The sequence below is a fragment of the Paenibacillus lemnae genome (assembly GCF_012933385.1).
Taxonomy (GTDB): Bacteria; Bacillota; Bacilli; order Paenibacillales; family Paenibacillaceae; genus Paenibacillus_AQ; species Paenibacillus_AQ lemnae.
Genome location: NZ_JABBPN010000019.1, coordinates 21111 through 43448 on the forward strand (window position 1 = coordinate 21111; position 22338 = coordinate 43448).

The 22338-nt window shown below is 47.8% G+C and carries 24 protein-coding genes and 1 other annotated feature; all 24 genes read right to left on the reverse strand.

The window, feature by feature from the left end:
- Nucleotides 1-666 carry a 30S ribosomal protein S3 gene (gene rpsC, locus HII30_RS17225; protein WP_046680965.1) on the reverse strand — a complete coding sequence of 222 codons (666 nt, stop codon included), beginning with the start codon at nucleotides 664-666 and terminating at the stop codon, nucleotides 1-3.
- Between the two features lie 13 nt (nucleotides 667-679).
- A complete protein-coding gene (gene rplV / locus HII30_RS17230; RefSeq protein ID WP_169506289.1) occupies nucleotides 680-1012 on the reverse strand; it encodes a 50S ribosomal protein L22 in 333 nt (110 codons plus the stop codon).
- A 37-nt stretch (nucleotides 1013-1049) separates the two neighbouring features.
- Nucleotides 1050-1325, reverse strand: coding sequence for a 30S ribosomal protein S19 (rpsS, locus tag HII30_RS17235; RefSeq protein WP_169506290.1), 276 nt, complete (start codon nucleotides 1323-1325; stop codon nucleotides 1050-1052).
- Between the two features lie 68 nt (nucleotides 1326-1393).
- Nucleotides 1394-2224, reverse strand: a complete 831-nt coding sequence (gene rplB, locus HII30_RS17240) for a 50S ribosomal protein L2 (RefSeq protein WP_169506291.1) — start codon at nucleotides 2222-2224, stop codon at nucleotides 1394-1396.
- Nucleotides 2225-2252: 28 nt separating this feature from the next.
- The gene (gene rplW, locus HII30_RS17245; RefSeq protein ID WP_169506292.1) at nucleotides 2253-2546 is read right to left on the reverse strand and encodes a 50S ribosomal protein L23; all 294 of its coding nucleotides are present in this window, start codon (nucleotides 2544-2546) and stop codon (nucleotides 2253-2255) included.
- Entirely contained in the window at nucleotides 2546-3169 is a 624-nt protein-coding gene (gene rplD / locus HII30_RS17250) for a 50S ribosomal protein L4 (protein ID WP_169506293.1), read from the reverse strand. Before rplD ends, rplW begins: the two co-directional genes overlap by 1 nt.
- A 26-nt stretch (nucleotides 3170-3195) precedes the next feature.
- Entirely contained in the window at nucleotides 3196-3819 is a 624-nt protein-coding gene (rplC, locus tag HII30_RS17255; RefSeq protein WP_169506294.1) for a 50S ribosomal protein L3, read from the reverse strand.
- Nucleotides 3820-3863: 44 nt separating this feature from the next.
- Nucleotides 3864-4172: a 30S ribosomal protein S10 gene (gene rpsJ / locus HII30_RS17260; RefSeq protein WP_005544556.1), complete on the reverse strand. Its 309-nt coding sequence runs from the start codon at nucleotides 4170-4172 to the stop codon at nucleotides 3864-3866.
- A gap of 326 nt (nucleotides 4173-4498) precedes the next feature.
- Nucleotides 4499-5689 (reverse strand): elongation factor Tu, encoded by a 1191-nt coding sequence (tuf, locus tag HII30_RS17265; RefSeq protein ID WP_169506295.1) that lies wholly within the window; start codon nucleotides 5687-5689, stop codon nucleotides 4499-4501.
- Between the two features lie 96 nt (nucleotides 5690-5785).
- Entirely contained in the window at nucleotides 5786-7864 is a 2079-nt protein-coding gene (gene fusA, locus HII30_RS17270; RefSeq protein WP_169506296.1) for an elongation factor G, read from the reverse strand.
- Nucleotides 7865-7912: 48 nt separating this feature from the next.
- The gene (gene rpsG / locus HII30_RS17275) at nucleotides 7913-8383 is read right to left on the reverse strand and encodes a 30S ribosomal protein S7 (protein WP_138227150.1); all 471 of its coding nucleotides are present in this window, start codon (nucleotides 8381-8383) and stop codon (nucleotides 7913-7915) included.
- 43 nt (nucleotides 8384-8426) lie between these two features.
- A complete protein-coding gene (gene rpsL / locus HII30_RS17280; RefSeq protein ID WP_169506297.1) occupies nucleotides 8427-8846 on the reverse strand; it encodes a 30S ribosomal protein S12 in 420 nt (139 codons plus the stop codon).
- Between the two features lie 135 nt (nucleotides 8847-8981).
- Entirely contained in the window at nucleotides 8982-9233 is a 252-nt protein-coding gene (locus tag HII30_RS17285; RefSeq protein ID WP_169506298.1) for a ribosomal L7Ae/L30e/S12e/Gadd45 family protein, read from the reverse strand.
- A gap of 165 nt (nucleotides 9234-9398) precedes the next feature.
- Entirely contained in the window at nucleotides 9399-13010 is a 3612-nt protein-coding gene (gene rpoC, locus HII30_RS17290; protein WP_169506299.1) for a DNA-directed RNA polymerase subunit beta', read from the reverse strand.
- 91 nt (nucleotides 13011-13101) lie between these two features.
- Nucleotides 13102-16647: a DNA-directed RNA polymerase subunit beta gene (gene rpoB, locus HII30_RS17295; protein ID WP_169506300.1), complete on the reverse strand. Its 3546-nt coding sequence runs from the start codon at nucleotides 16645-16647 to the stop codon at nucleotides 13102-13104.
- A gap of 337 nt (nucleotides 16648-16984) precedes the next feature.
- Nucleotides 16985-17599, reverse strand: coding sequence for a class I SAM-dependent methyltransferase (locus tag HII30_RS17300; RefSeq protein ID WP_169506301.1), 615 nt, complete (start codon nucleotides 17597-17599; stop codon nucleotides 16985-16987).
- Nucleotides 17600-17840: 241 nt separating this feature from the next.
- Entirely contained in the window at nucleotides 17841-18203 is a 363-nt protein-coding gene (rplL, locus tag HII30_RS17305) for a 50S ribosomal protein L7/L12 (protein WP_169506302.1), read from the reverse strand.
- A gap of 61 nt (nucleotides 18204-18264) precedes the next feature.
- A complete protein-coding gene (gene rplJ, locus HII30_RS17310) occupies nucleotides 18265-18768 on the reverse strand; it encodes a 50S ribosomal protein L10 (protein WP_169506303.1) in 504 nt (167 codons plus the stop codon).
- A gap of 51 nt (nucleotides 18769-18819) precedes the next feature.
- Nucleotides 18820-18978, reverse strand: a sequence feature (ribosomal protein L10 leader region).
- Between the two features lie 69 nt (nucleotides 18979-19047).
- Nucleotides 19048-19740, reverse strand: coding sequence for a 50S ribosomal protein L1 (rplA, locus tag HII30_RS17315; RefSeq protein WP_169506304.1), 693 nt, complete (start codon nucleotides 19738-19740; stop codon nucleotides 19048-19050).
- A gap of 82 nt (nucleotides 19741-19822) precedes the next feature.
- Entirely contained in the window at nucleotides 19823-20248 is a 426-nt protein-coding gene (rplK, locus tag HII30_RS17320; RefSeq protein WP_169506305.1) for a 50S ribosomal protein L11, read from the reverse strand.
- Nucleotides 20249-20319: 71 nt separating this feature from the next.
- Nucleotides 20320-20853 (reverse strand): transcription termination/antitermination protein NusG, encoded by a 534-nt coding sequence (gene nusG, locus HII30_RS17325; RefSeq protein ID WP_169506306.1) that lies wholly within the window; start codon nucleotides 20851-20853, stop codon nucleotides 20320-20322.
- 21 nt (nucleotides 20854-20874) lie between these two features.
- A complete protein-coding gene (gene secE, locus HII30_RS17330) occupies nucleotides 20875-21066 on the reverse strand; it encodes a preprotein translocase subunit SecE (protein ID WP_169506307.1) in 192 nt (63 codons plus the stop codon).
- A gap of 21 nt (nucleotides 21067-21087) precedes the next feature.
- Nucleotides 21088-21237, reverse strand: coding sequence for a 50S ribosomal protein L33 (rpmG, locus tag HII30_RS17335; protein ID WP_006212941.1), 150 nt, complete (start codon nucleotides 21235-21237; stop codon nucleotides 21088-21090).
- 340 nt (nucleotides 21238-21577) lie between these two features.
- The gene (gene sigH / locus HII30_RS17340) at nucleotides 21578-22222 is read right to left on the reverse strand and encodes an RNA polymerase sporulation sigma factor SigH (RefSeq protein WP_169506308.1); all 645 of its coding nucleotides are present in this window, start codon (nucleotides 22220-22222) and stop codon (nucleotides 21578-21580) included.
- Nucleotides 22223-22338 lie beyond the last annotated feature (116 nt).

The following is a 22338-nucleotide window of genomic DNA, read 5'->3' on the forward strand; positions in this document are numbered from 1 at the left end:
TTAGTTGCCTCCTTCCTGAGCAGCTTGTTTCTTAGCCGTAGGAAGAACCTCTCCACGATAGATCCATACTTTCACGCCGATACGGCCGTAAGTCGTATGCGCTTCTGCTGTACCATAGTCAATGTCTGCACGAAGCGTATGAAGTGGAACAGTTCCTTCACTGTAGCCTTCTGTACGAGCGATCTCGGCGCCGCCAAGACGTCCGCTGACCGATGTTTTAATCCCTTTAGCTCCGGCACGCATAGTTCTTTGAATCGCTTGTTTCAGAGCACGACGGAAAGAAACGCGACGTTCCAGTTGTTGTGCAATGCTTTCTGCGACGAGAATTGCGTCGATTTCAGGGTTTTTGATTTCAGAAATGTTAATGTGAACTTTTTTCCCGCCGGCAATCTTAGTTACTTGACCGCGCAGTACTTCAACTTCCGAACCACCTTTACCGATAACCATACCTGGTTTCGCAGTGTGGATTGTTACGTTCACACGATTAGCCGCTCTCTCGATCTCAATACGGGATACAGCGGAGTCTTTCAGTTTATTCTTCAGGTATTCACGGATTTTCACGTCTTCCAGCAAAAGATCACCGAAGTCTTTGCCTGCATACCATTTGGATTCCCAATCACGGATAATACCGATACGGAGTCCTACTGGATTTACCTTTTGGCCCACACGTTTTCCCTCCTTATTTTTCAGCTACCACCAAAGTGATGTGGCTGGTGCGTTTGTTAATCCGGCTTGCACGTCCCATCGCACGAGGGCGGAAACGTTTCATTGTCGGACCTTGGTTGACGTAAGCTTGAGTTACGACCAACTTGCTAATGTCTAAAGAATAGTTATGCTCAGCATTGGCAACCGCTGAGTTCAGCAGCTTCTCAACTACCGGAGATGCAGCTTTCGGAGTGTGACGAAGGATGGCAATCGCTTCGCCGACTTGCTTACCGCGGATCAAGTCAACCACCAGTTGAGCTTTACGAGGAGCAATCCGAATCGATTTTGCATGTGCTTTAGCTTCCATAGGTTTAACCTCCTCTCGAACAAAGAGCTTTCAATAATTATCTTCTTGTTTTCTTGTCGTCTTCATGACCTTTGTAGGTACGTGTTGGCGCGAACTCGCCCAACTTGTGGCCTACCATGTCTTCCGTTACGTATACAGGCACGTGCTTACGGCCGTCATATACACCGAATGTGTGACCGATAAATTGCGGGAAAATCGTGGAGCGGCGGGACCAAGTTTTGATCACTACCTTCTTCTCGGAACTGTTCAGTTCCTCCACTTTTTTGAGCAGATATCCGTCAATGAAAGGTCCTTTTTTCAAACTACGGCTCATATGGTAATCCTCCCTTCACCAAATTGTCTCGTGACTCGCGCAGAGCACGAAGTTATGCACAATGTGTATTACTTCGTGCGGCGGCGAACGATATATTTGTCAGAAGCTTTTCCTTTTTTACGAGTCTTCGCACCCAGGGTTGGCTTACCCCATGGAGACATTGGAGACTTACGTCCGATTGGAGCACGGCCTTCACCACCACCGTGAGGGTGATCGTTAGGGTTCATTACCACACCACGGACTTCAGGACGTTGACCCAACCAGCGGCTGCGGCCTGCTTTACCGATTTTGATCAACTCGTGATCTCCGTTACCAACAGAACCGATGGTAGCGCGGCAAGTTTTCAGAATGTGACGAACTTCACCGGAAGACAAACGTACTGTTACGTACTTATCTTCTTTACCGAGAAGCTGAGCTTCAGTACCAGCTGCACGAACCAATTGTCCGCCTTTGCCTGGTTGAAGTTCGATGTTGTGGATAACGGTACCTACCGGAATGTTTTCCAGTGGAAGTGCGTTACCGATCTTGATGTCAGAACCAGCGCCGGAAACGACCTGATCTCCAACTTTCAGACCTTTAGGAGCAATGATGTAACGCTTCTCACCGTCCACATAGTGGATCAGAGCGATGTTGGAAGTACGGTTCGGGTCATATTCAATCGTAGCAACGCGACCTGGAATGCCGTCTTTCGTACGCTTGAAGTCGATGATACGGTATTTACGCTTGTGTCCGCCGCCGTGGTGACGAACCGTAATTTTACCTTGGTTGTTACGACCTGCTGTTTTGCTCAGTGGAGCAAGCAGTGATTTCTCCGGCTGGTTCGTTGTGATTTCTTCGAACGTCGACACGGACATGTTGCGTCGAGCCGGGGATGTCGGTTTATACTTTTTAATAGGCACTGTGTTTCCCTCCTTACTTACAAAATTCTTATTCTACCGATTCAAAAAACTCAAGCGGCTTGCTGTCCTTCGCCAGAGTTACGATAGCCTTTTTCCATTCCGATGTATAACCGAAGTGGCGGCCGTAACGTTTCGGCTTCGCAGGAACACGCATCGTATTCACGTTCGATACTTTAACGTTGAAAATAGATTCAACAGCTTTCTTGATTTCCGTCTTGTTGGCACGAATGTCAACTTCAAAAGCATATTTCAGCTCAGCCATGTAGTCAGCCGTACGTTCCGTGATCACAGGGCGCTTGATTATATCGCGAGGATCCTTCATTACGCGAGCACCTCCTCTACCTTCTGAACTGCTTCCTTCGTAATGATCAGTTGATCGTACGTCAGTACGTCAAGAACATTAATGCCATCAGCCGCTACGAACTTCACACCAGGGATGTTACGTGCGGAAAGGGCTACATTATCATCATAGCTAGGGGCTACAATCAGAGCTTTGCGTCCCACTTTCAGGTTGCTGAGAATGCTGGCAAACTCTTTGGTTCTAGGAGCGCTCATGGTCAGTTGATCCAGCACAATAATGCTGTTGTCCTGAACTTTGGTAGACAGCGCAGATTTAATCGCCAGACGGCGAACTTTCTTAGGAAGCTTGAAAGAATAGCTGCGTGGAGTTGGTCCAAATACCACACCGCCGCCTTTCCATTGCGGAGAACGGATCGAACCTTGACGGGCACGACCAGTACCTTTCTGTTTCCACGGCTTGCGTCCGCCGCCGCGTACTTCAGAACGTCCTTTTACTTTATGTGTACCGCGGCGCTGGGAAGCGCGCTGCAGCAATACTGCACTGTGCAGTACATGCGCATTAGGCTCGATACCGAATACGGCATCATTCAATTCTACTTCGCCGACTTGGCTGCCATCGATACTAAATAGTGCTACTTTAGGCATTGATTGTTCCTCCTTTCTTCAGTCGATTATTTCTTCACCGTTTCTTTGACTTGAACAAAACCTTTTTTAGGTCCTGGAATGGATCCTTTTACGAGCAGTACGTTACGCTCAGTATCCACACGGATGATTTCAAGCTTTTGAATCGTTACCGTCTCATGACCCATGTGTCCTGGCAGACGCTTACCTTTAGGTACGCGGTTAGCTTGGATCGAACCCATGGAACCTGGACGACGATGATAACGGGAACCGTGAGACATTGGTCCGCGGCTTTGGCCCCAACGTTTGATTACACCTTGGAATCCTTTACCTTTGGAAATACCCGTTACGTCAACAAATTCGCCTTCTGCGAAAACATCAGCTTTCAGCTCTTGGCCAACCTCGACAGCTGCGAGGTCAACACCGCGAATTTCACGAACGTAGCGCTTAGGTGCAGTGTTTGCTTTTTTCGCATGTCCTGCCTCTGGCTTGTTGGCATTCTTTTCTTTTTTGTCAGCAAATCCGATCTGAACAGCTTCGTAACCATCGTTCTCCAGATCTTTCTTTTGCAAGACAACACAAGGACCTGCTTCGATAACCGTTACAGGAATTACATTACCTTCAGCGGTAAATACTTGAGTCATTCCGAGCTTTCTCCCTAAGATACCTTTCATGTTGACACCTCTTTTCTCTTCTCAATAAAAATTCATATACTATATTACAATTTAATTTCGATATCTACACCGGACGGCAGGTCCAAGCGCATCAAGGCATCCACAGTTTGTGGAGTCGGGTTCACAATGTCGATCAGACGCTTATGTGTGCGCATTTCGAACTGTTCCCGAGAATCCTTATACTTGTGTACCGCACGGAGAATAGTAATAATTTGCTTCTCAGTAGGCAATGGGATCGGACCCGAGACACCGGCACCCGAACGCTTTGCTGTTTCAACAATTTTCTCAGCGGATTGATCAAGAATTCTGTGGTCGTAAGCTTTCAAACGAATACGGATTTTTTGCTTTGCCATTTTATTTCCCTCCTTCTATCGCCCAATTTATTATCGGACATACTCCGCGAAAATTTTCTAACCACCTGCTCCATGGCAAAGGGGCCGGGTGTGTCAGTAACCTCTCACATCATCGCAACGTCTCAGAACAACATTCATTATTATATAGAAAACCTAGGCTCATTGCAAGCATTTCATTATAAAACTTTCATATGGTAATTTTTATAAAAATATAGGTGCTGCCTTAACGTAAAAAGAGCCCGACCTGAGTCGGACTCTTTCATCTTTACAATACACTGTTGCTCGTTCCAGTACACTGTTGCTCTATGAAAGGCTCTAGGCCTTAATTACTTAATGATTGTAGCTACGGAACCCGCACCTACAGTACGTCCGCCTTCACGAATGGAGAACTTTGTTCCTTCTTCAATCGCGATTGGAGCGATCAGGTTAACGGTAACTGTGATGTTGTCACCAGGCATAACCATTTCAGCACCTTCTGGCAGGTTGATCACACCAGTTACATCCGTAGTACGGAAGTAGAACTGTGGACGGTAGCCAGTGAAGAAAGGCTTATGACGTCCGCCCTCTTCTTTGCTCAGTACGTATACTTGAGCAGTGAATTCTGTGTGTGGCTTAACGGAAGCTGGCTTAGCCAGTACTTGACCACGCTCGATTTGAGTACGGTCAACACCACGAAGCAGTGCACCGATGTTGTCACCAGCTTGAGCGGAATCCAGCAATTTACGGAACATTTCAACGCCCGTAACAACGGATTTCTTAGTCTCTTCTTGAATACCGATGATTTCGATCTCGTCGCCGATTTTGATCGTACCACGCTCAACACGGCCAGTAGCAACTGTACCACGACCAGTGATTGAGAACACGTCCTCAACAGGCATCAGGAAAGGCTTGTCAGTGTCGCGCTCTGGCAATGGGATGTACTCGTCGATTGTTTTGAACATTTCAACGATTTTTTGAGCCCACTCGCCATCTGGGTTTTGCAGCGCTTCACGAGCGGAACCACGAGTGATTGGAGTGTCATCGCCTGGGAAGTCATATTCACTCAGGAGATCACGAACTTCCATTTCAACCAGTTCCAGAAGCTCTTCATCTTCAACCATGTCGCATTTGTTCAGGAATACAACGATGTAAGGAACGCCTACTTGACGGGACAGCAGGATGTGCTCGCGAGTTTGCGGCATAGGGCCGTCAGCTGCGGATACAACCAGGATCGCTCCGTCCATTTGAGCAGCACCAGTGATCATGTTTTTAACATAGTCAGCGTGACCTGGGCAGTCAACGTGTGCATAGTGACGGCTCTCAGTTTCGTACTCAACGTGTGCAGTAGAGATTGTAATACCGCGCTCACGCTCTTCTGGAGCTTTGTCGATTTGGTCGAATGCAATAGCAGCACCGCCGTAAGTTTTGGACAGTACAGTTGTGATTGCAGCTGTCAGCGTAGTTTTACCATGGTCGACGTGACCGATAGTACCGATGTTAACATGGGGTTTATTACGTTCGTATTTAGCCTTTGCCATTTGAACAATTCCTCCTTAAGGGGATATATATGTTTGGGCCGGCCGGGGAGAATCGAATTTTCCAACCCGTCTCCCTATCCGACAAGTAAAACGTTATTATTCTCCGCCTTTGTTCTTGGACACAATTTCCTCGGAGATATTCTTAGGAACTTCTTCATAGTGAGAGAGTTCCATTGAGAAAACACCGCGGCCCTGTGTACCCGAACGCAGGGTTGTAGAGTAACCGAACATTTCGGAAAGAGGTACTTTAGCACGGATAATTTGAGCACCACCGCGAGCATCCATACCTTCGATGCGTCCACGACGGGAGTTCAGCATACCCATAACATCGCCCATGTATTCCTCAGGCACGGTAACTTCTACTTTCATGATTGGCTCAAGCAGGACAGGCTTACACTTGTCTTTAGCTGCTTTCAACGCCATGGAACCAGCGATTTTAAACGCCATTTCATTGGAATCGACATCATGGTATGAACCGTCAACGATTGTAGCTTTAACGTCAACGAGCGGGAAGCCGGCAATAACACCGTTCTTCATCTGCTCTTCAATACCTTGCTGCGCAGGACCAATGTATTCTCTTGGTACGGAACCGCCGACGACCTTGCTCTCGAACTGATTGCCTGTACCTGGTTCCAAAGGTTCGAACTCAACCCAGACGTGACCGTATTGACCACGACCACCGGACTGACGAACGAATTTACCTTCAACACGACCTGGTGCACGGAATGTTTCACGGTAAGCTACCTGTGGTTTACCCACATTGGTATCTACCTTGAATTCACGACGCATACGGTCAATGATGATATCCAAGTGAAGCTCGCCCATACCTGCAAGAATCGTTTGACCGGTTTCTTCATCTGTATGTGCGCGGAGAGTTGGATCCTCTTCCGTCAATTTACCGAGAGCTACACCCATTTTATCCTGGTCAGCTTTCGTCTTAGGCTCCACCGCAATCTCGATTACTGGATCCGGGAAGTTCATAGATTCCAGAATAACCGGATTCTTCTCATCACACAGTGTATCACCTGTACCTGTATCTTTCAAACCTACGGCAGCTGCAATATCACCGGAGTATACTTCAGTAATTTCTTGACGGCTGTTCGCATGCATCTGGAGGATACGGCCGATCCGTTCACGCTTGTTCTTCGTAGCATTCAGCACGTAAGAACCGGACTGCAGTACACCGGAGTATACGCGGAAGAACGTGAGCTTACCTACATAAGGGTCTGTCATGATTTTGAATGCCAGAGCCGAGAACGACTCTTCATCCGAAGATTTGCGGATCGCTTCAGTTCCATCTTCAAGAGTACCCTTGATATCCGGAACATCGATTGGAGCCGGCAAATAATCGATAACGGCATTCAGCATCAGCTGAACCCCTTTGTTACGGTAAGAAGATCCACAGATAACCGGGAAGATTTTAACTTCGACAACACCTTTACGAAGAGCGCCTTTAATCTCATCGACGGTGATTTCTTCACCTTCAAGGTATTTCATAGTCAATTCTTCATCCAGTTCAGCAACCTTCTCGATCAGTTCATTGCGAAGTTCTTCAACCTGATCTTTGTAGTCTGCTGGAATTTCTGCTTCTTCGATATTTTGGCCGAGGTCATCTTTGTACATGTAAGCTTTTTCCTCGACGATATCGATAATACCGATGAAATCGGACTCGGCACCAATTGGAAGCTGAATAGCTACCGCATTGGCCTGCAGACGGTCTCTCATGTCTTTAACAACATTGATGAAATCTGCACCGATAATGTCCATTTTGTTCACGTATGCGATCCGCGGAACGCCGTAGCGGTCAGCTTGTCTCCATACAGTCTCCGACTGAGGTTCTACGCCCTCTTTCGCACTAAATACACCTACTGCCCCATCCAATACACGAAGGGAACGTTCAACTTCTACTGTGAAGTCAACGTGTCCCGGGGTGTCGATAATATTAACGCGATGACCTTTCCATTGAGCGGTAGTTGCAGCGGAAGTAATCGTGATCCCGCGCTCCTGTTCCTGCTCCATCCAGTCCATAGTCGCAGCACCTTCGTGAACTTCCCCGATTTTGTGCGTACGGCCTGTGTAGAACAAGATCCGCTCAGTGGTGGTCGTCTTACCAGCGTCAATATGCGCCATGATCCCGATGTTGCGTGTATTTTTCAAGGAGAACTCTCTTGCCATAACAATAGTCTCCCTTCAAAATTGAAGTATAATGTGAACGACCGAATCCTACCAGCGGTAGTGAGCAAACGCTTTGTTCGCTTCAGCCATTTTGTGTGTGTCTTCACGTTTCTTAACGGAAGCACCTGTGTTGTTGGAAGCATCGATAATCTCTGCCGCCAAACGCTCTTCCATTGTCTTCTCACCGCGGTTGCGGGAGTAGTTTACGAGCCAACGTAATCCCAGGGATGTACGTCTCTCTGGTTTAACTTCGATAGGCACCTGGTAGTTAGCACCGCCGACACGGCGAGCTTTAACTTCCAGTACAGGCATGATGTTCTTGATGGCCGCTTCAAAAACTTCCATCGGATCATTGCCAGTACGCTGCTGGATCAGGTTGAATGCGTTATAAAGGATGCTTTGAGCAACACCTCTTTTACCATCCAGCATGATGCGGTTGATCAGACGTGTAACCAGCTTGCTGTTGTAAACCGGATCTGGAAGCACGTCTCTTTTAGTAACTGGACCTTTGCGTGGCATGGATATCCCCCTTTCTTCATGTGTATATACAATTAGTTTTTACTTAGCTTTTTGCTTTAGGACGTTTCGCACCGTATTTGGAACGAGCCTGCATCCGGTTGTTAACACCGGCAGTATCAAGCGCACCGCGGACGATGTGGTAACGTACACCCGGAAGGTCTTTTACTTTACCGCCGCGAACCAGTACGACACTGTGCTCCTGCAGGTTATGACCGATACCCGGAATATAAGCTGTCACCTCAATGCGGTTCGTCAAGCGAACACGAGCATATTTACGAAGTGCAGAGTTCGGTTTCTTCGGCGTCATAGTACCTACACGAGTACAAACACCGCGTTTTTGCGGAGCACTCAAATCGGTATCCTCACGTTTCAAAGCGTTGAATCCTTTTTGCAGTGCCGGTGATTTCGATTTGTAAACTTTAGCTTGACGGCCTTTACGGACCAGCTGATTAATTGTTGGCATGCTGCCACCCCCTTCCTATATTTCTCATTCTCTTACAACCTTTTTTAAGTCCACAGACCCAGGCGGTTCATAAAAGAACAAATGAAAAGTTTTTGCCGTGAGAATTGCTCCTCCAACAAAAACAGTTTCTTACAGTTAAGATTTCAAGACTGCTGACATTGCTGCACCGACTTCGATACCGCACGCCTCGCCGAGTTGTCTCGTTGTAGGCACATACGTAATATCCACACCGTGCTTCTCGCACAGGGATACAATCTTTGAGATTAAACGTTGGTCGCAATCTTCAGCCACATACACTTCTGCGGCCAGGCCGTTCTCCACAGCCTTCATCGTTTGTTTGGTGCCGATCTTGATATGAGCGTCCTGTAGTCCTTTATCATTAGACATGAAACATTCCTCCAAAAGAACAGGGATAGAGCTATTGCTCACGCACCTTTGCTATATTAGCACCTGGGCTAAATGATGTCAAGCATATTATCAAGTACAATCAAAGAATTTAAAAGAGGCGGGCATTGCAGGGAGTCTGCACTTCACCCGCCTCCTTCCATTCTCTTACTCTGCGCTTACACTTTCAGCTTCCTGGCTTTCGACAGTCTCTTCGTGACCTTCAAACTTCACACTGCGGTAACGATTCATACCCGTACCTGCAGGGATCAGTTTACCGATAATTACATTCTCTTTCAGACCGAGCAGCTGATCGACCTTGCCTTTGATGGCAGCATCAGTCAGTACGCGTGTAGTCTCCTGGAAGGAGGCCGCGGAAAGGAATGAATCGGTTTCCAGGGATGCTTTGGTAATACCCAGAAGTACCGGTTTAGCTACAGCAGGCTCTTTGCCGGACAGAATAGCTACTTTATTGGCTGATTCATATTCGTGGAGATCCACAAAAGAACCAGGCAGCAAATTCGTATCTCCTGCATCGACAATACGGAACTTGCGAAGCATTTGACGAATCATAACCTCAACGTGCTTATCGTTGATTTCTACGCCCTGGTTCCGGTATACGCGCTGAACTTCCTGAAGGATATAGTTCTGCACGCCGCGGATACCCTTAATGCGCAGCATTTCTTTCGGGTCGATCGAACCCTCGGTCAATTCGTCACCTGCTTCAATCTGCTTGCCTTCACTTACGCGCAGACGCGAGCCATAGGTAACGGAATAGACTTTGGTCTCCGCTTCACCCTGAACTTCAATTTCACGGCGGTCTTTCGTTTCACGAATCTCTTTGACGACACCGTCAATTTCACTGATCGTAGCCTGACCTTTAGGGTTACGGGCTTCGAAAAGCTCCTGGATACGCGGAAGACCTTGAGTGATGTCATCACCGGCAACGCCCCCGGTATGGAACGTACGCATCGTGAGCTGTGTTCCCGGTTCACCGATAGACTGAGCGGCAATGATACCAACCGCTTCACCGATCTCGACGAACTTGCCTGTAGCCAGGTTACGGCCGTAACATTTCTTGCAGACGCCATGACGCGCGCGGCAGCTCAAAATGGAACGGATTTGAATTTTCTCTACACCAGCTTTGACGATTTCGTCCGCTTTATCAGAGTCAATCAGTTCATTACGGTTCACGATGATCTCTTTCGTCTCAGGATGACGGACAGTCTCAAAGGAGTAACGTCCTTCAATCCGGTCATACAGATCCTCGATGACTTCTTTACCGTCTTGAATACGGCTGACGATAAATCCTTTGTCCGTGCTGCACTCGTCTTCACGAACGATAACATCCTGTGCAACGTCTACGAGACGGCGTGTCAGATAACCGGAGTCAGCTGTACGCAGTGCGGTATCGGCAAGACCTTTACGGGCACCGTGCGTGGACAGGAAGTACTCGAGAACGGTCAGACCTTCACGGAAGTTCGATTTGATTGGGAGCTCGATGATTCGTCCGGACGGGTTCGCCATCAGACCGCGCATACCGCCAAGCTGTGTAATCTGGGATTTGTTACCCCGCGCTTTGGAATCCACCATGAGCATGATGGAGTTAAAGCGGTCCATCGACTTCATGAGAACTTCGGTAATATCATCCTTCGCTTTGGACCAAATATCGATAACACGGTCATAGCGCTCTTCGTTCGTGATCAGACCACGGCGGTATTGATTCATAACGACGCTGACCTTCTCATCAGACTTTTTCAGAATCTCATTCTTCTCATCCGGCACGATAACATCGGATACGGCAACCGTTACACCTGCACGTGTCGAGTAGGTAAAGCCGAGCTGCTTGATTTTATCCAGAATAACAGAGGTTTCTGTTGTGTGATAAGTCTCGAAACAGCGTGCGATAATTTGACCCAGGTATTCTTTGCCGACCGCTCCGCTGATTGGCAGGCTCTGAATCACATCCTGAATATCCGCACCCTTCTCATACACAAAATACTTCTCCGGTGTACCCTGGAACAGGTTCTCACGGGTAGCTTCGTTAATATAAGGGAAGCTTGCCGGATAAATTTCGTTGAAAATGATACGGCCAATTGTCGTCACCAGCATCGCTTTCTGCTGCTTATCTGTAAAGCTGGTTTTACCCAGTGCTTTCACAGGAATCGCAACCCGTGCATGCAGACCTGCCGCACCACGCTGATAAGCCGATACAGCTTCGTTCACACTGCCCAGAATCATGCCGGTACCTTTTTCCTCTTTATTGTCCATTGTGAGGTAGAAGGAACCGAGAACCATATCCTGAGAAGGCGTGACAACCGGTTTACCATCTTTCGGGTTCAAAATATTACCAGATGCAAGCATCAATAGACGCGCTTCAGCTTGGGCTTCGGCAGACAACGGAACGTGAACCGCCATCTGGTCACCGTCAAAGTCGGCATTGTATGCCGTACATACGAGCGGGTGAAGACGAATGGCATGGCCTTCAACCAGAATCGGTTCGAATGCCTGGATACCCAGTCTGTGAAGTGTTGGGGCACGGTTCAACAGAACCGGATGCTCCTTGATCACTTCTTCCAGCACATCCCACACTTCAGGGCTTACGCGTTCAACCTTGCGTTTCGCACTCTTGATGTTGTGGGCAAGCCCTTTATTGACAAGCTCTTTCATAACGAAAGGCTTAAACAATTCCAGCGCCATTTTCTTAGGCAGACCGCATTGATACATCTTCAAGTACGGACCTACAACGATTACGGAACGACCGGAGTAGTCAACCCGTTTACCGAGCAGATTCTGACGGAAACGGCCCTGTTTACCTTTCAGCATATGGCTGAGGGATTTCAGAGGACGGTTACCCGGACCTGTGACCGGACGTCCACGGCGGCCGTTGTCGATCAGTGCATCAACAGCTTCCTGAAGCATCCGCTTCTCGTTCTGCACGATAATGTCTGGAGCACCCAGGTCGAGCAGTCTCTTCAAACGGTTATTCCGGTTAATAACACGGCGGTACAGGTCATTCAAGTCAGAGGTCGCAAAGCGTCCGCCGTCCAGCTGAACCATAGGACGCAGCTCCGGTGGAATGACCGGCAATACATCCATAACCATCCATTCCGGTTGATTACCGGAGTTGCGGAAGGCTTCAATGACTTCAAGACGCTTGATCGCACGGTTCCGGCGCTGGCCCTGAGCTGTACGCAGCTCTTCTTTCAGGAAATCAAGCTCTTTGTCAATGTCGAGATCCTGAAGAAGTTTTTTCACGGCTTCCGCACCCATACCAGCCTGGAATCCGTAGCCGTATTTTTCACGATAGCTGCGGTATTCTTTCTCGGAAAGAAGCTGTTTCTTCTCCAGCGGTGTATCACCTGGATCTGTCACGACGTAAGAAGCAAAGTAAATGATCTCTTCGAGCGATCTTGGCGACATATCCAGAGCCAGACCCATACGGCTCGGGATTCCTTTGAAATACCAGATATGGGATACAGGAGCAGCCAGCTCGATGTGGCCCATGCGCTCACGGCGAACCTTCGCACGTGTAACCTCGACGCCGCAGCGGTCGCAGACTACGCCTTTATAACGAACGCGCTTGTACTTGCCGCAATGACATTCCCAGTCCTTTTGAGGACCAAAGATACGCTCACAGAACAAGCCTTCCTTCTCCGGCTTCAATGTACGGTAGTTAATCGTTTCCGGCTTCTTCACTTCACCGCGGGACCAAGAACGAATCTTCTCCGGGGATGCGAGACCGATTTTCATGTACTCGAAATTGTTAACGTCCAACAAGGAGCAACCCTCCTCAACCTAGTCCTAATTATATTGCATTTGTTCACAACACCACCGCCGGCTGTTAACCGGCGGGGTTCGTTGCAAGCTTTTATTCTACTCCGACTTCTGCGCCTTCCAGGTTCAGGCTCAGCTTATCGCCTGCAGCCTCATCCTCATCGTCAAGTTCCTTCATCTCGATCTCCTGCTCGTCCTCGCTCAGGATTTTAACATCCATACCGAGGGACTGGAGTTCCTTGATCAAAACCTTGAACGACTCCGGAACACCCGGTTCCGGAACATTCTCTCCCTTGACGATCGATTCGTAGGTTTTCACCCGGCCGACCACGTCATCAGACTTGACCGTAAGAATTTCTTGAAGGGTGTATGCAGCACCATATGCTTCCAGTGCCCATACTTCCATCTCACCAAAACGCTGTCCGCCGAACTGAGCTTTACCACCCAGCGGCTGCTGCGTAACGAGAGAGTATGGACCTGTGGAACGGGCATGGATTTTGTCATCTACCATGTGCGCCAGCTTGATCATGTGCATGACGCCGACGGTAACTTCACGCTCAAAGCGCTCACCCGTACGTCCGTCATACAGCACGGTCTTACCGTTGCGCTGCATGCCTGCTTCTTCCATCGAATCGAACACATCGTACTCGCTCGCTCCGTCGAATACCGGAGTAGCCACATGGATACCCAGCTGCAAAGCAGCCATCCCCAAGTGAACTTCAAGCACCTGTCCGATGTTCATCCGTGATGGTACACCAAGCGGATTCAGTACAACCTGTACCGGCGTGCCATCGGGCAGGAACGGCATATCTTCTTCAGGCAAAATACGGGCAACGACACCTTTGTTACCGTGACGTCCAGCCATTTTGTCACCTTCAGAGATTTTACGTTTCTGTGCGATATAGACACGAACCAGTTGATTGACACCCGGAGGCAGCTCATCGCCATTCTCGCGGGTAAACACTTTAACATCTACAATGATCCCGTCACTACCGTGAGGTACACGCAGCGAGGTATCACGCACTTCGCGCGCTTTCTCTCCGAAGATGGCATGCAGGAGACGCTCCTCTGCGGTAAGTTCAGTTACACCCTTAGGCGTCACTTTACCAACCAGAATGTCACCAGCACTGATCTCGGCACCAATACGGATAATACCGCGCTCATCGAGATTCTTCAGCGCATCTTCACCGACATTCGGAATATCACGAGTGATTTCTTCCGGCCCCAGCTTGGTATCCCGAGCTTCGGATTCATACTCCTCGATGTGAATCGAAGTGTAGACATCCTCCTTCACAAGCTTCTCGGAGAGCAGGATCGCATCCTCATAGTTGTAACCTTCCCAAGTCATAAAGGCTACGACTACGTTACGACCCAATGCCAGTTCGCCCATCTCTGTTGAAGGACCGTCTGCAAGGATGTCGCCTTGTTTAATAACATCTCCGCGCTGAACGATTGGACGCTGATTAATACATGTACCTTGGTTCGAACGCATGAATTTGTGTAATTTATATTTAACGATATCGCCTTTGACCTCTTGTCCGTCTACCGACTCTACACGACGGAGCCAAATTTCATTCGCAGACGACCGCTCAATAATTCCATCGTATTTGGATACAATACATACACCGGAATCCTTCGCGGATTTATGCTCCATCCCTGTTCCGACCAGCGGAGCTTTAGGAATCAGAAGCGGTACAGCCTGACGCTGCATGTTCGATCCCATCAGTGCGCGGTTGGAGTCATCATTCTCCAGGAAAGGAATGAGCGCCGTTGCTACGGAAACAACCTGCTTCGGCGATACGTCCATGTAATCGACGCGCTCATTCGGCATAGGCAAAATGTTATCAGACTGCTTGTTATAACGAACGATAACCATATCGTCTTTAAACTTATTATCTTCGGTCAATTCTGCATTGGCCTGGGCCACTACATAATTATCCTCTTCATCAGCAGTCAGATAGTCGATCTGTTCTGTTACCTGACCGGTCTTCGGATCCACCCAACGGTACGGAGCTTCAATAAAACCGTACTCGTTGATGCGGGCGAACGTGGACAAGGAGTTGATCAGACCAATGTTCGGTCCCTCCGGTGTCTCGATTGGACACATACGGCCGTAGTGACTGTGGTGAACGTCACGAACTTCAAAGCCTGCACGTTCACGTGTCAAACCGCCCGGTCCCAATGCTGACAGACGACGTTTATGCGTCAGCTCAGCCAGTGGATTCGTTTGGTCCATGAACTGGGAGAGCTGAGAGCTTCCGAAGAACTCCTTGATCGAAGCGATTACCGGACGAATGTTGATCAGCGCCTGCGGCGTAATCACACTTGCATCCTGAATCGACATTCTCTCACGCACCACACGCTCCATACGGGACAAACCGATACGGAACTGGTTCTGCAGGAGTTCACCTACAGAACGGAGACGACGGTTACCCAGGTGATCGATATCATCTGTATCGCCGATGCCGTGCAGCAGGTCAAGGAAATAACTGATGGACGAGATGATGTCTGCCTGCGTAATGTGCTTCACAGACTTATCAATAATCCCGTTCGCAATAATCTTAACAACCTTGCCATCCTCAATTGGTGAGAATACATCGATTGTCTGCAGCGGAATATCATCACTGTCCATGACACCGCCTGTTACATGATAGGTTTTGAAACCTACATTCTTCTCCAGGTATGGCATGATCTCATCCAAAAGACGACGATCCACGGTTTGACCTGCCTCTGCAATAATCTCACCTGTATCTGTGTCAATCAGGCTTTCAGCCAAACGCTGGTTAAACAGACGATTTTTGATGTGAAGCTTTTTATTGATTTTGTAACGGCCTACGTTTGCCAGATCATAGCGCTTTGGATCAAAGAAACGCGCGACAAGCAGGCTCTTCGCATTCTCCAATGTCGGCGGCTCGCCTGGACGAAGACGTTCATAAATTTCAATAAGCGCCTTTTCCGTAGAATCCGTGTTGTCTTTATCCAGCGTGTTACGAATATACTCATCATTACCAAGGAGATCCAGGATCTCCGCATCACTGCCGAAGCCCAAGGCACGCAGGAGTACGGTCACCGGAATTTTACGGGTACGGTCGATCCGGACATATACGATATCCTTCGCATCGGTTTCCAATTCCAGCCATGCGCCGCGGTTTGGAATGACAGTTGCAGTGTATGTTTTCTTTCCGTTTTTATCCACTTTAGTGCTGAAATAGACGCTGGGAGAGCGAACCAACTGGCTGACAATAACCCGTTCGGCACCATTAATGATGAAGGTTCCGGTTTCCGTCATCAGTGGAAAATCTCCCATGAACACTTCCTGCTCCTTGACCTCTCCTGTCTCCTTATTGATGAGACGGACTTTTACACGGAGCGGTGCCGCATAAGTAACGTCGCGTTCTTTCGCGTCATCGACGGTGTATTTCGGTTCTCCAAGGCTGTAGTCGATAAACTCCAGCACCAAATTGCCTGTAAAATCCTGAATCGGCGAGATGTCCTGAAACATTTCGCGCAACCCTTCCTCCAAAAACCAATCGTAAGATCTTTGTTGGATTTCAATCAGGTTCGGAACCTCGAGTACCTCGTTAATCCGTGCATAACTTCGCCGAGTGCGTCGACCATATTGAACAAGATGTCCTGCCAACTTAAACTCACCCCTCATGTCTACTCACTATTAAAAATTCATTGCGAACCTCTGTTTGTAACACTATAATGGAACTTACAGAGGCAACTCCCATAAATAGAGAAAAGCCCTTATCGAAGATGTTCGAAAAAAGAGCAGCTTATCCATGGTTACGATAATCATCTCATATCCAGTAGATTTGCCTAAAATGTACATATTATACGTCAATATGACGGAATATATTCAACAACGCCACATCAAAGCTTGACATTTCAGCAAACTAAAGACAAAGAGACCATCCTAATACTGACATTTTATAATAATATCACAATGGGAAGGCCGGGTCAATGCCCAGTTCTTAGCTTTGAGATGAAATTTTTCGTGCTCTGATAATCCGGTAGCCTTTATCTTTCGTTACTTCCTCTACCTCTTGAAACAGGCTCTCCAGTTTCGCTCTTGCGGACGGGGCGCCTTGTTTTTTCTGAATCACAATCCATAACTCACCCTGATCCCGCAAATGTTCATAAGCTTCTTCAAATATGGTGTGCACCGTTTCTTTCCCTGCCCGAATTGGCGGGTTGGTTAACACAATATCAAAGCTCTTCCCTTTCACGGCTGCGAACAGATCACTCTCCAGAATGGTTACATTCGAGATTCCGTTCAAAGCTGCATTCTCTTTAGCCAACTCTACTGCCCGGCTGTTGACATCGACCATGGTCACATGGCCTGCAGAAGCTATGACTGCCGCAGCTAATCCAATCGGTCCATAACCGCAGCCAACATCCAGCACCTGGGCCTCAGCCGAAAATTCCAGGGCTTCAATCATTACTTTGCTTCCGTAATCAATTCCTGACTTGGAAAAGACTCCGGCATCGCTGATAAAGGTGAATGGATGTCCCCTCAGCTCGGTTTTCAGCTTTCGCCGGTCATGACCGGTTTCCGGTCTGTTCGAATAATAATGCTGATTCGGCATTTTCTTTCCTCCGTAACACCCCGAATTTACATGGTATACGCCATCCACTGACAAGGATTATATAGCTCTTACAATCTAGTATACCCTCACCTAACCTATCATAGTCCATTCCCACTCTATGATCTGGCCTGCTGAGGAATCTCTTGAATGCAGCCTGACACTCCTCATAATAACAAACCCCTTGAACCTAAATTCAAGGGGTTTGTATGTTCAAGATGCAAGGATGTTCATAAAAGCGAAATTACTTCACTTCTACGGATGCGCCTGCTTCTTCCAGCTTCGCTTTTACAGCTTCTGCTTCTTCTTTAGCTACTTTTTCTTTCAGTGCTTTTGGAGCGTTATCAACCAGTTCTTTCGCTTCTTTCAGGCCAAGACCTGTGATTTCGCGAACAACTTTGATTACGTTGATTTTGGATCCGCCTGCGGAGTTCAGGATTACGTCGAATTCAGTTTGCTCAGCTTCTGCTGCTGCTGCGCCGCCGCCAACTGCTGCTACTGGAGCTGCTGCTGTTACGCCGAATTCTTCTTCGATTGCTTTTACCAGATCGTTCAGTTCCAGAACGGACATACCTTTAATTGCTTCCAAGATTTGATCTTTGCTCATTTGGGTGAACCTCCATTTTATATTAGGTTTATTGTTTTAACACGCTGGGCGAACAAGGATCTTACGCGCCTTGTTCTTCTTTCTCAGCAACAGCTTTAACTGCAAGCGCGAAGTTGCGCACAGGCGCTTGAAGCACGCTGAGGAGCATGGAGAGGAGACCTTCGCGGGAAGGAAGCTCTGCCAGTGCTTTAATTTCTTCTGTGCTGATGACACGCCCTTCAACAACAGCGCCTTTCAATTTCAAAGCGTCGTTCTTCTTGGCGAAATCGTTCAGGATTTTAGCCGGAGCTACAACGTCGTCATTACTGAAAGCAATGGCCGTTGGTCCTGTCAGCGCTTCGTCGAGTTCAGTCAGCTCTGCAGCTGCTGTTGCACGGCGAAGCAGGGTGTTTTTCAATACTTGAAACTCGATGCCAGCTTCACGAAGCTGCTTACGCAGTTCAGTTACCTGGGCAACGTTCAGTCCGCGATAGTCTGCAACAACGGTTGATACGCTCTCGCGCAGCTTGGAAGTTACTACGTCCACCGCATCTTGTTTGGATTGAATCACTTTTGCGTTTGCCAATGTCTACACCTCCTGATTGTATGGTTAGCTGGAAGCCTAAACTCCCATCCTACGGGCATCAAAAAAGCCTCCGTAGAATCACGAAGGCCTGATGGATCATCATTATGCCGGACAAACCGGACAAACTGCTGACGTTCTATCATAACACCTCGGTAGGAAATTAAGCCTGCTAATGGCACCTACTGTCTACGGTAAGCATATTCGAATGTAATAACAAGTCAATGCATTCACAACTTTTACATCATATCAAATACCCTAGACCGAAGTCAATGGGAATTATTATTTGTAAGAAGCTGTGTTCACACGTGCGCTAGGACCCATAGTTGAAGATACAGCGATGTTCTTCAGGTATACGCCTTTTGCAGCCGCTGGCTTCGCGCGGTTCAGAGCGTCAACCAAAGCTTTCAGGTTGTCGTTCAGTTTAGCCGCATCAAATGAAACTTTGCCGATTGGCGCGTGAATTTGACCTGCTTTGTCCAGACGGTACTCGATTTTACCGGCTTTAATTTCTTGAACAGCCTTGGAAACATCGAAAGTAACCGTTCCAGCTTTAGGGTTAGGCATCAGGCCTTTACCGCCGAGCAGACGGCCCAATTTACCAACTTCGCTCATCATGTCAGGTGTTGCCACACAGACGTCGAATTCGAACCAGCCCTGTTGGATTTTGTTGATCATATCCTGATCACCTACAAAATCAGCGCCAGCCGCTTCGGCTTCTTTGGCTTTTTCACCTTTTGCAAATACCAGTACGCGTTGTGTTTTACCTGTGCCGTGAGGCAGGACAACAACACCACGAACAGCCTGGTCTTGTTTACGAGGGTCTACGCCCAGACGAACAGCCACTTCAACAGTTTCGTCGAATTTAGCTGTTGCAGCCTTTTTCACCAGTTCAACGGCTTCCAAAGACTCATAAGTTGCTTCGCTGTCAATCAGCTTAGCAGCTTCAACGTATTTCTTACCGTGTTTAGCCATGTTTATTCTTCCTCCTTTGTGGTGTTAGCGGAAATTCCTCCCACATGTTCCGGATATAATCCGGTAAAAGCATTCAAGATGATTAGTCTTGAACAGTGATACCCATACTGCGAGCAGTACCTTCGACCATCAGCATTGCAGCTTCAACAGATGCAGCATTCAGGTCAGCCATTTTTTGTTCTGCGATTTGACGAACTACGTCACGATTCACAGTAGCTACTTTCTTCTTGTTAGGTTCGCCGGATCCTTTTTCGATCTTGGCAGCAACCTTCAGCAGAACAGCAGCCGGTGGAGTTTTGGTGATGAATGTAAAGGAACGATCCTCAAATACCGAAATTTCAACCGGGATGATGAGGCCAGCCTGATCAGCGGTACGAGCGTTGAATTCTTTACAGAATGCCATGATGTTGACACCCGCTTGACCCAAAGCTGGACCTACTGGAGGAGCCGGATTCGCTTTACCTGCAGGAATTTGCAGTTTAACAACCTTGATTACCTTTTTAGCCATGTAAGACACCTCCTTGCATCAATAGTGGTAGCGGACGCTTGAACGCCCTCCCACAAGAAACCTGAAGAACCTTATATCTTCTCCACTTGAGTATAATCCAACTCCAGCGGGGTTTCCCGTCCAAACATGTTGACGTGAACCTTCAGCTTGCTTTTTTCAACCAAAATTTCTTCCACGGAGCCCACAAAGTTTGCAAAAGGACCCACCTTGATGCGAACGGATTCTTTAATGTCGAATTCGATCTTCGGTTTCGGCTCTTCCATGCCCATATGCTTCAGAATTTGTTCCACTTCTTCTGGAAGCAATGCTGTCGGCTTGGAACCCGAACCTGTCGAACCAACAAATCCTGTAACCCCAGGCGTGTTGCGGACAACATACCAGGAATCATCAGTTTGAATCATTTCGACCAAGACATATCCCGGGTAAACTTTACGCATGACGGTCTTTTTCTTACCGTCCTTGTTTACAATTTCTTCTTCCATCGGAACAAGAACGCGGAATATTTTGTCCTCCATGCCCATAGACTCAACGCGTTTTTCCAAATTGGCTTTGACCTTATTCTCATACCCTGAATAGGTATGAACTACGTACCATCTTTTTTCCATATCAAGCCACCTGGGACCCTTCTAAATTATCGCTTCGATCACAGCGGAGATGCCGATGTCTAGAACCCAAAAATAAATTGTGACAAACGCAATGGTGCCGATAACGATGAGTGTATAGTTCGTCAGTTCTTTACGATTGGGCCAGCGAACTTTTTTAAGTTCACCCCAGCTTTCAGAGAAAAAGGAAAACAGAGACTTGAAACCACGTTTCACGCCGACTACACCTCCAAAAAACTATCTGGTTTCGCGATGAGGAGTTTGCTCGTTACAAAACTTGCAAAATTTCTTCATCTCCATGCGGTCGGGGTGATTTCGCTTGTTTTTGGTGGTTGTGTAGTTTCTTTGTTTGCAGCTTGTACAAGCCAAAGTGATAATTACCCGCATGATGTACACCTCCCGAGACGTCCTTCTTCATCAGAAGAACCGATATTAATCCTAGTATAAATACCGGCTATCCGAAAAAAGACGGATCACCAATATTTTCGCGCACATTCTGAATAAACCGCTGATTCCGAAAAGGTTCAAACGGATTGTTCATAAAAACGCGAATTTAGGCCTACCTAAAACACTTTATCATATGGACCACGCCATTTCAAGCCTTTTTCTCTCTGAAACAAGGGATGCATTACTTACCATTATGGTCAACCTTACAGTCCTTAAAACACCAAACAGTCAACATGACAGCAAAAAAGGCTCTCTTCTTAGAGCCTTCCTTCTTCATTATTCACAGATCCCGAACCTCCAGATACCGCTCAAGCTTGCGCTTGACTCGCTGCAGGGCATTATCGATCGACTTTACATGACGGCTCAAATCGACAGCAATTTCTTGATAAGAACGTCCATCCAAATAAAGCATCAGTACTTTCCGCTCGAGATCACTTAAAATTTCCGACATCTTGTCTTCCAGCCCGACAAACTCTTCTTGATTAATGATCAGCTCTTCCGGATCACTTACAGCAGTGCCGCAAATGACATCCAGCAGCGTCCGGTCAGAATCTTCATCGTAAATCGGCTTGTCCAGAGATACATAGGAGTTCAAAGGGATATGCTTCTGTCTCGTAGCCGTCTTGATCGCCGTGATGATCTGGCGGGTGATGCACAATTCGGCAAAAGCCTTGAATGAGGACAGCTTGTCTCCCTTGAAATCCCGGATCGCCTTGTAAAGACCAATCATCCCTTCTTGGACGATATCTTCACGATCAGCTCCGATTAAAAAATAGGAACGCGCCTTGGCACGCACGAAGTTCCGGTACTTATTGATCAAATATTCCAACGCTCCGATATCACCTTCACGGACCGTCTCGACAATGTCTTCATCGCTTACAACATCATACCTCGATAACATGACTTCCTTGAGGTCGACACTCAATAGAATCCCTCCGGCCCGGAACGCACGGTAAACCGTCACTCGCTTGAAATATATGACAAGTATATATGATGGCTTTTAGACCGTCAACCACGGTATTCCTGTTTTAGAGTGTGAAT

Coding starts and splice junctions, on each gene's coding strand:
- rplW (WP_169506292.1), bottom strand. CDS start 2,546: ATGAAGGATCCTCGCGATATAATCAAGCGCCCTGTGATCACGGAACGT.
- fusA (WP_169506296.1), bottom strand. CDS start 7,864: ATGGCAAGAGAGTTCTCCTTGAAAAATACACGCAACATCGGGATCATG.
- rplD (WP_169506293.1), bottom strand. CDS start 3,169: ATGCCTAAAGTAGCACTATTTAGTATCGATGGCAGCCAAGTCGGCGAA.
- nusG (WP_169506306.1), bottom strand. CDS start 20,853: ATGGAAAAAAGATGGTACGTAGTTCATACCTATTCAGGGTATGAGAAT.
- rplA (WP_169506304.1), bottom strand. CDS start 19,740: ATGGCTAAACACGGTAAGAAATACGTTGAAGCTGCTAAGCTGATTGAC.
- HII30_RS17300 (WP_169506301.1), bottom strand. CDS start 17,599: ATGCCGAATCAGCATTATTATTCGAACAGACCGGAAACCGGTCATGAC.
- rpmG (WP_006212941.1), bottom strand. CDS start 21,237: ATGCGGGTAATTATCACTTTGGCTTGTACAAGCTGCAAACAAAGAAAC.
- rpsG (WP_138227150.1), bottom strand. CDS start 8,383: ATGCCACGCAAAGGTCCAGTTACTAAAAGAGACGTGCTTCCAGATCCG.
- rpsJ (WP_005544556.1), bottom strand. CDS start 4,172: ATGGCAAAGCAAAAAATCCGTATTCGTTTGAAAGCTTACGACCACAGA.
- rplV (WP_169506289.1), bottom strand. CDS start 1,012: ATGGAAGCTAAAGCACATGCAAAATCGATTCGGATTGCTCCTCGTAAA.
- rplC (WP_169506294.1), bottom strand. CDS start 3,819: ATGAAAGGTATCTTAGGGAGAAAGCTCGGAATGACTCAAGTATTTACC.
- rpsL (WP_169506297.1), bottom strand. CDS start 8,846: ATGCCAACAATTAATCAGCTGGTCCGTAAAGGCCGTCAAGCTAAAGTT.
- rplL (WP_169506302.1), bottom strand. CDS start 18,203: ATGAGCAAAGATCAAATCTTGGAAGCAATTAAAGGTATGTCCGTTCTG.
- rplK (WP_169506305.1), bottom strand. CDS start 20,248: ATGGCTAAAAAGGTAATCAAGGTTGTTAAACTGCAAATTCCTGCAGGT.
- tuf (WP_169506295.1), bottom strand. CDS start 5,689: ATGGCAAAGGCTAAATACGAACGTAATAAACCCCATGTTAACATCGGT.
- rpsS (WP_169506290.1), bottom strand. CDS start 1,325: ATGAGCCGTAGTTTGAAAAAAGGACCTTTCATTGACGGATATCTGCTC.
- HII30_RS17285 (WP_169506298.1), bottom strand. CDS start 9,233: ATGTCTAATGATAAAGGACTACAGGACGCTCATATCAAGATCGGCACC.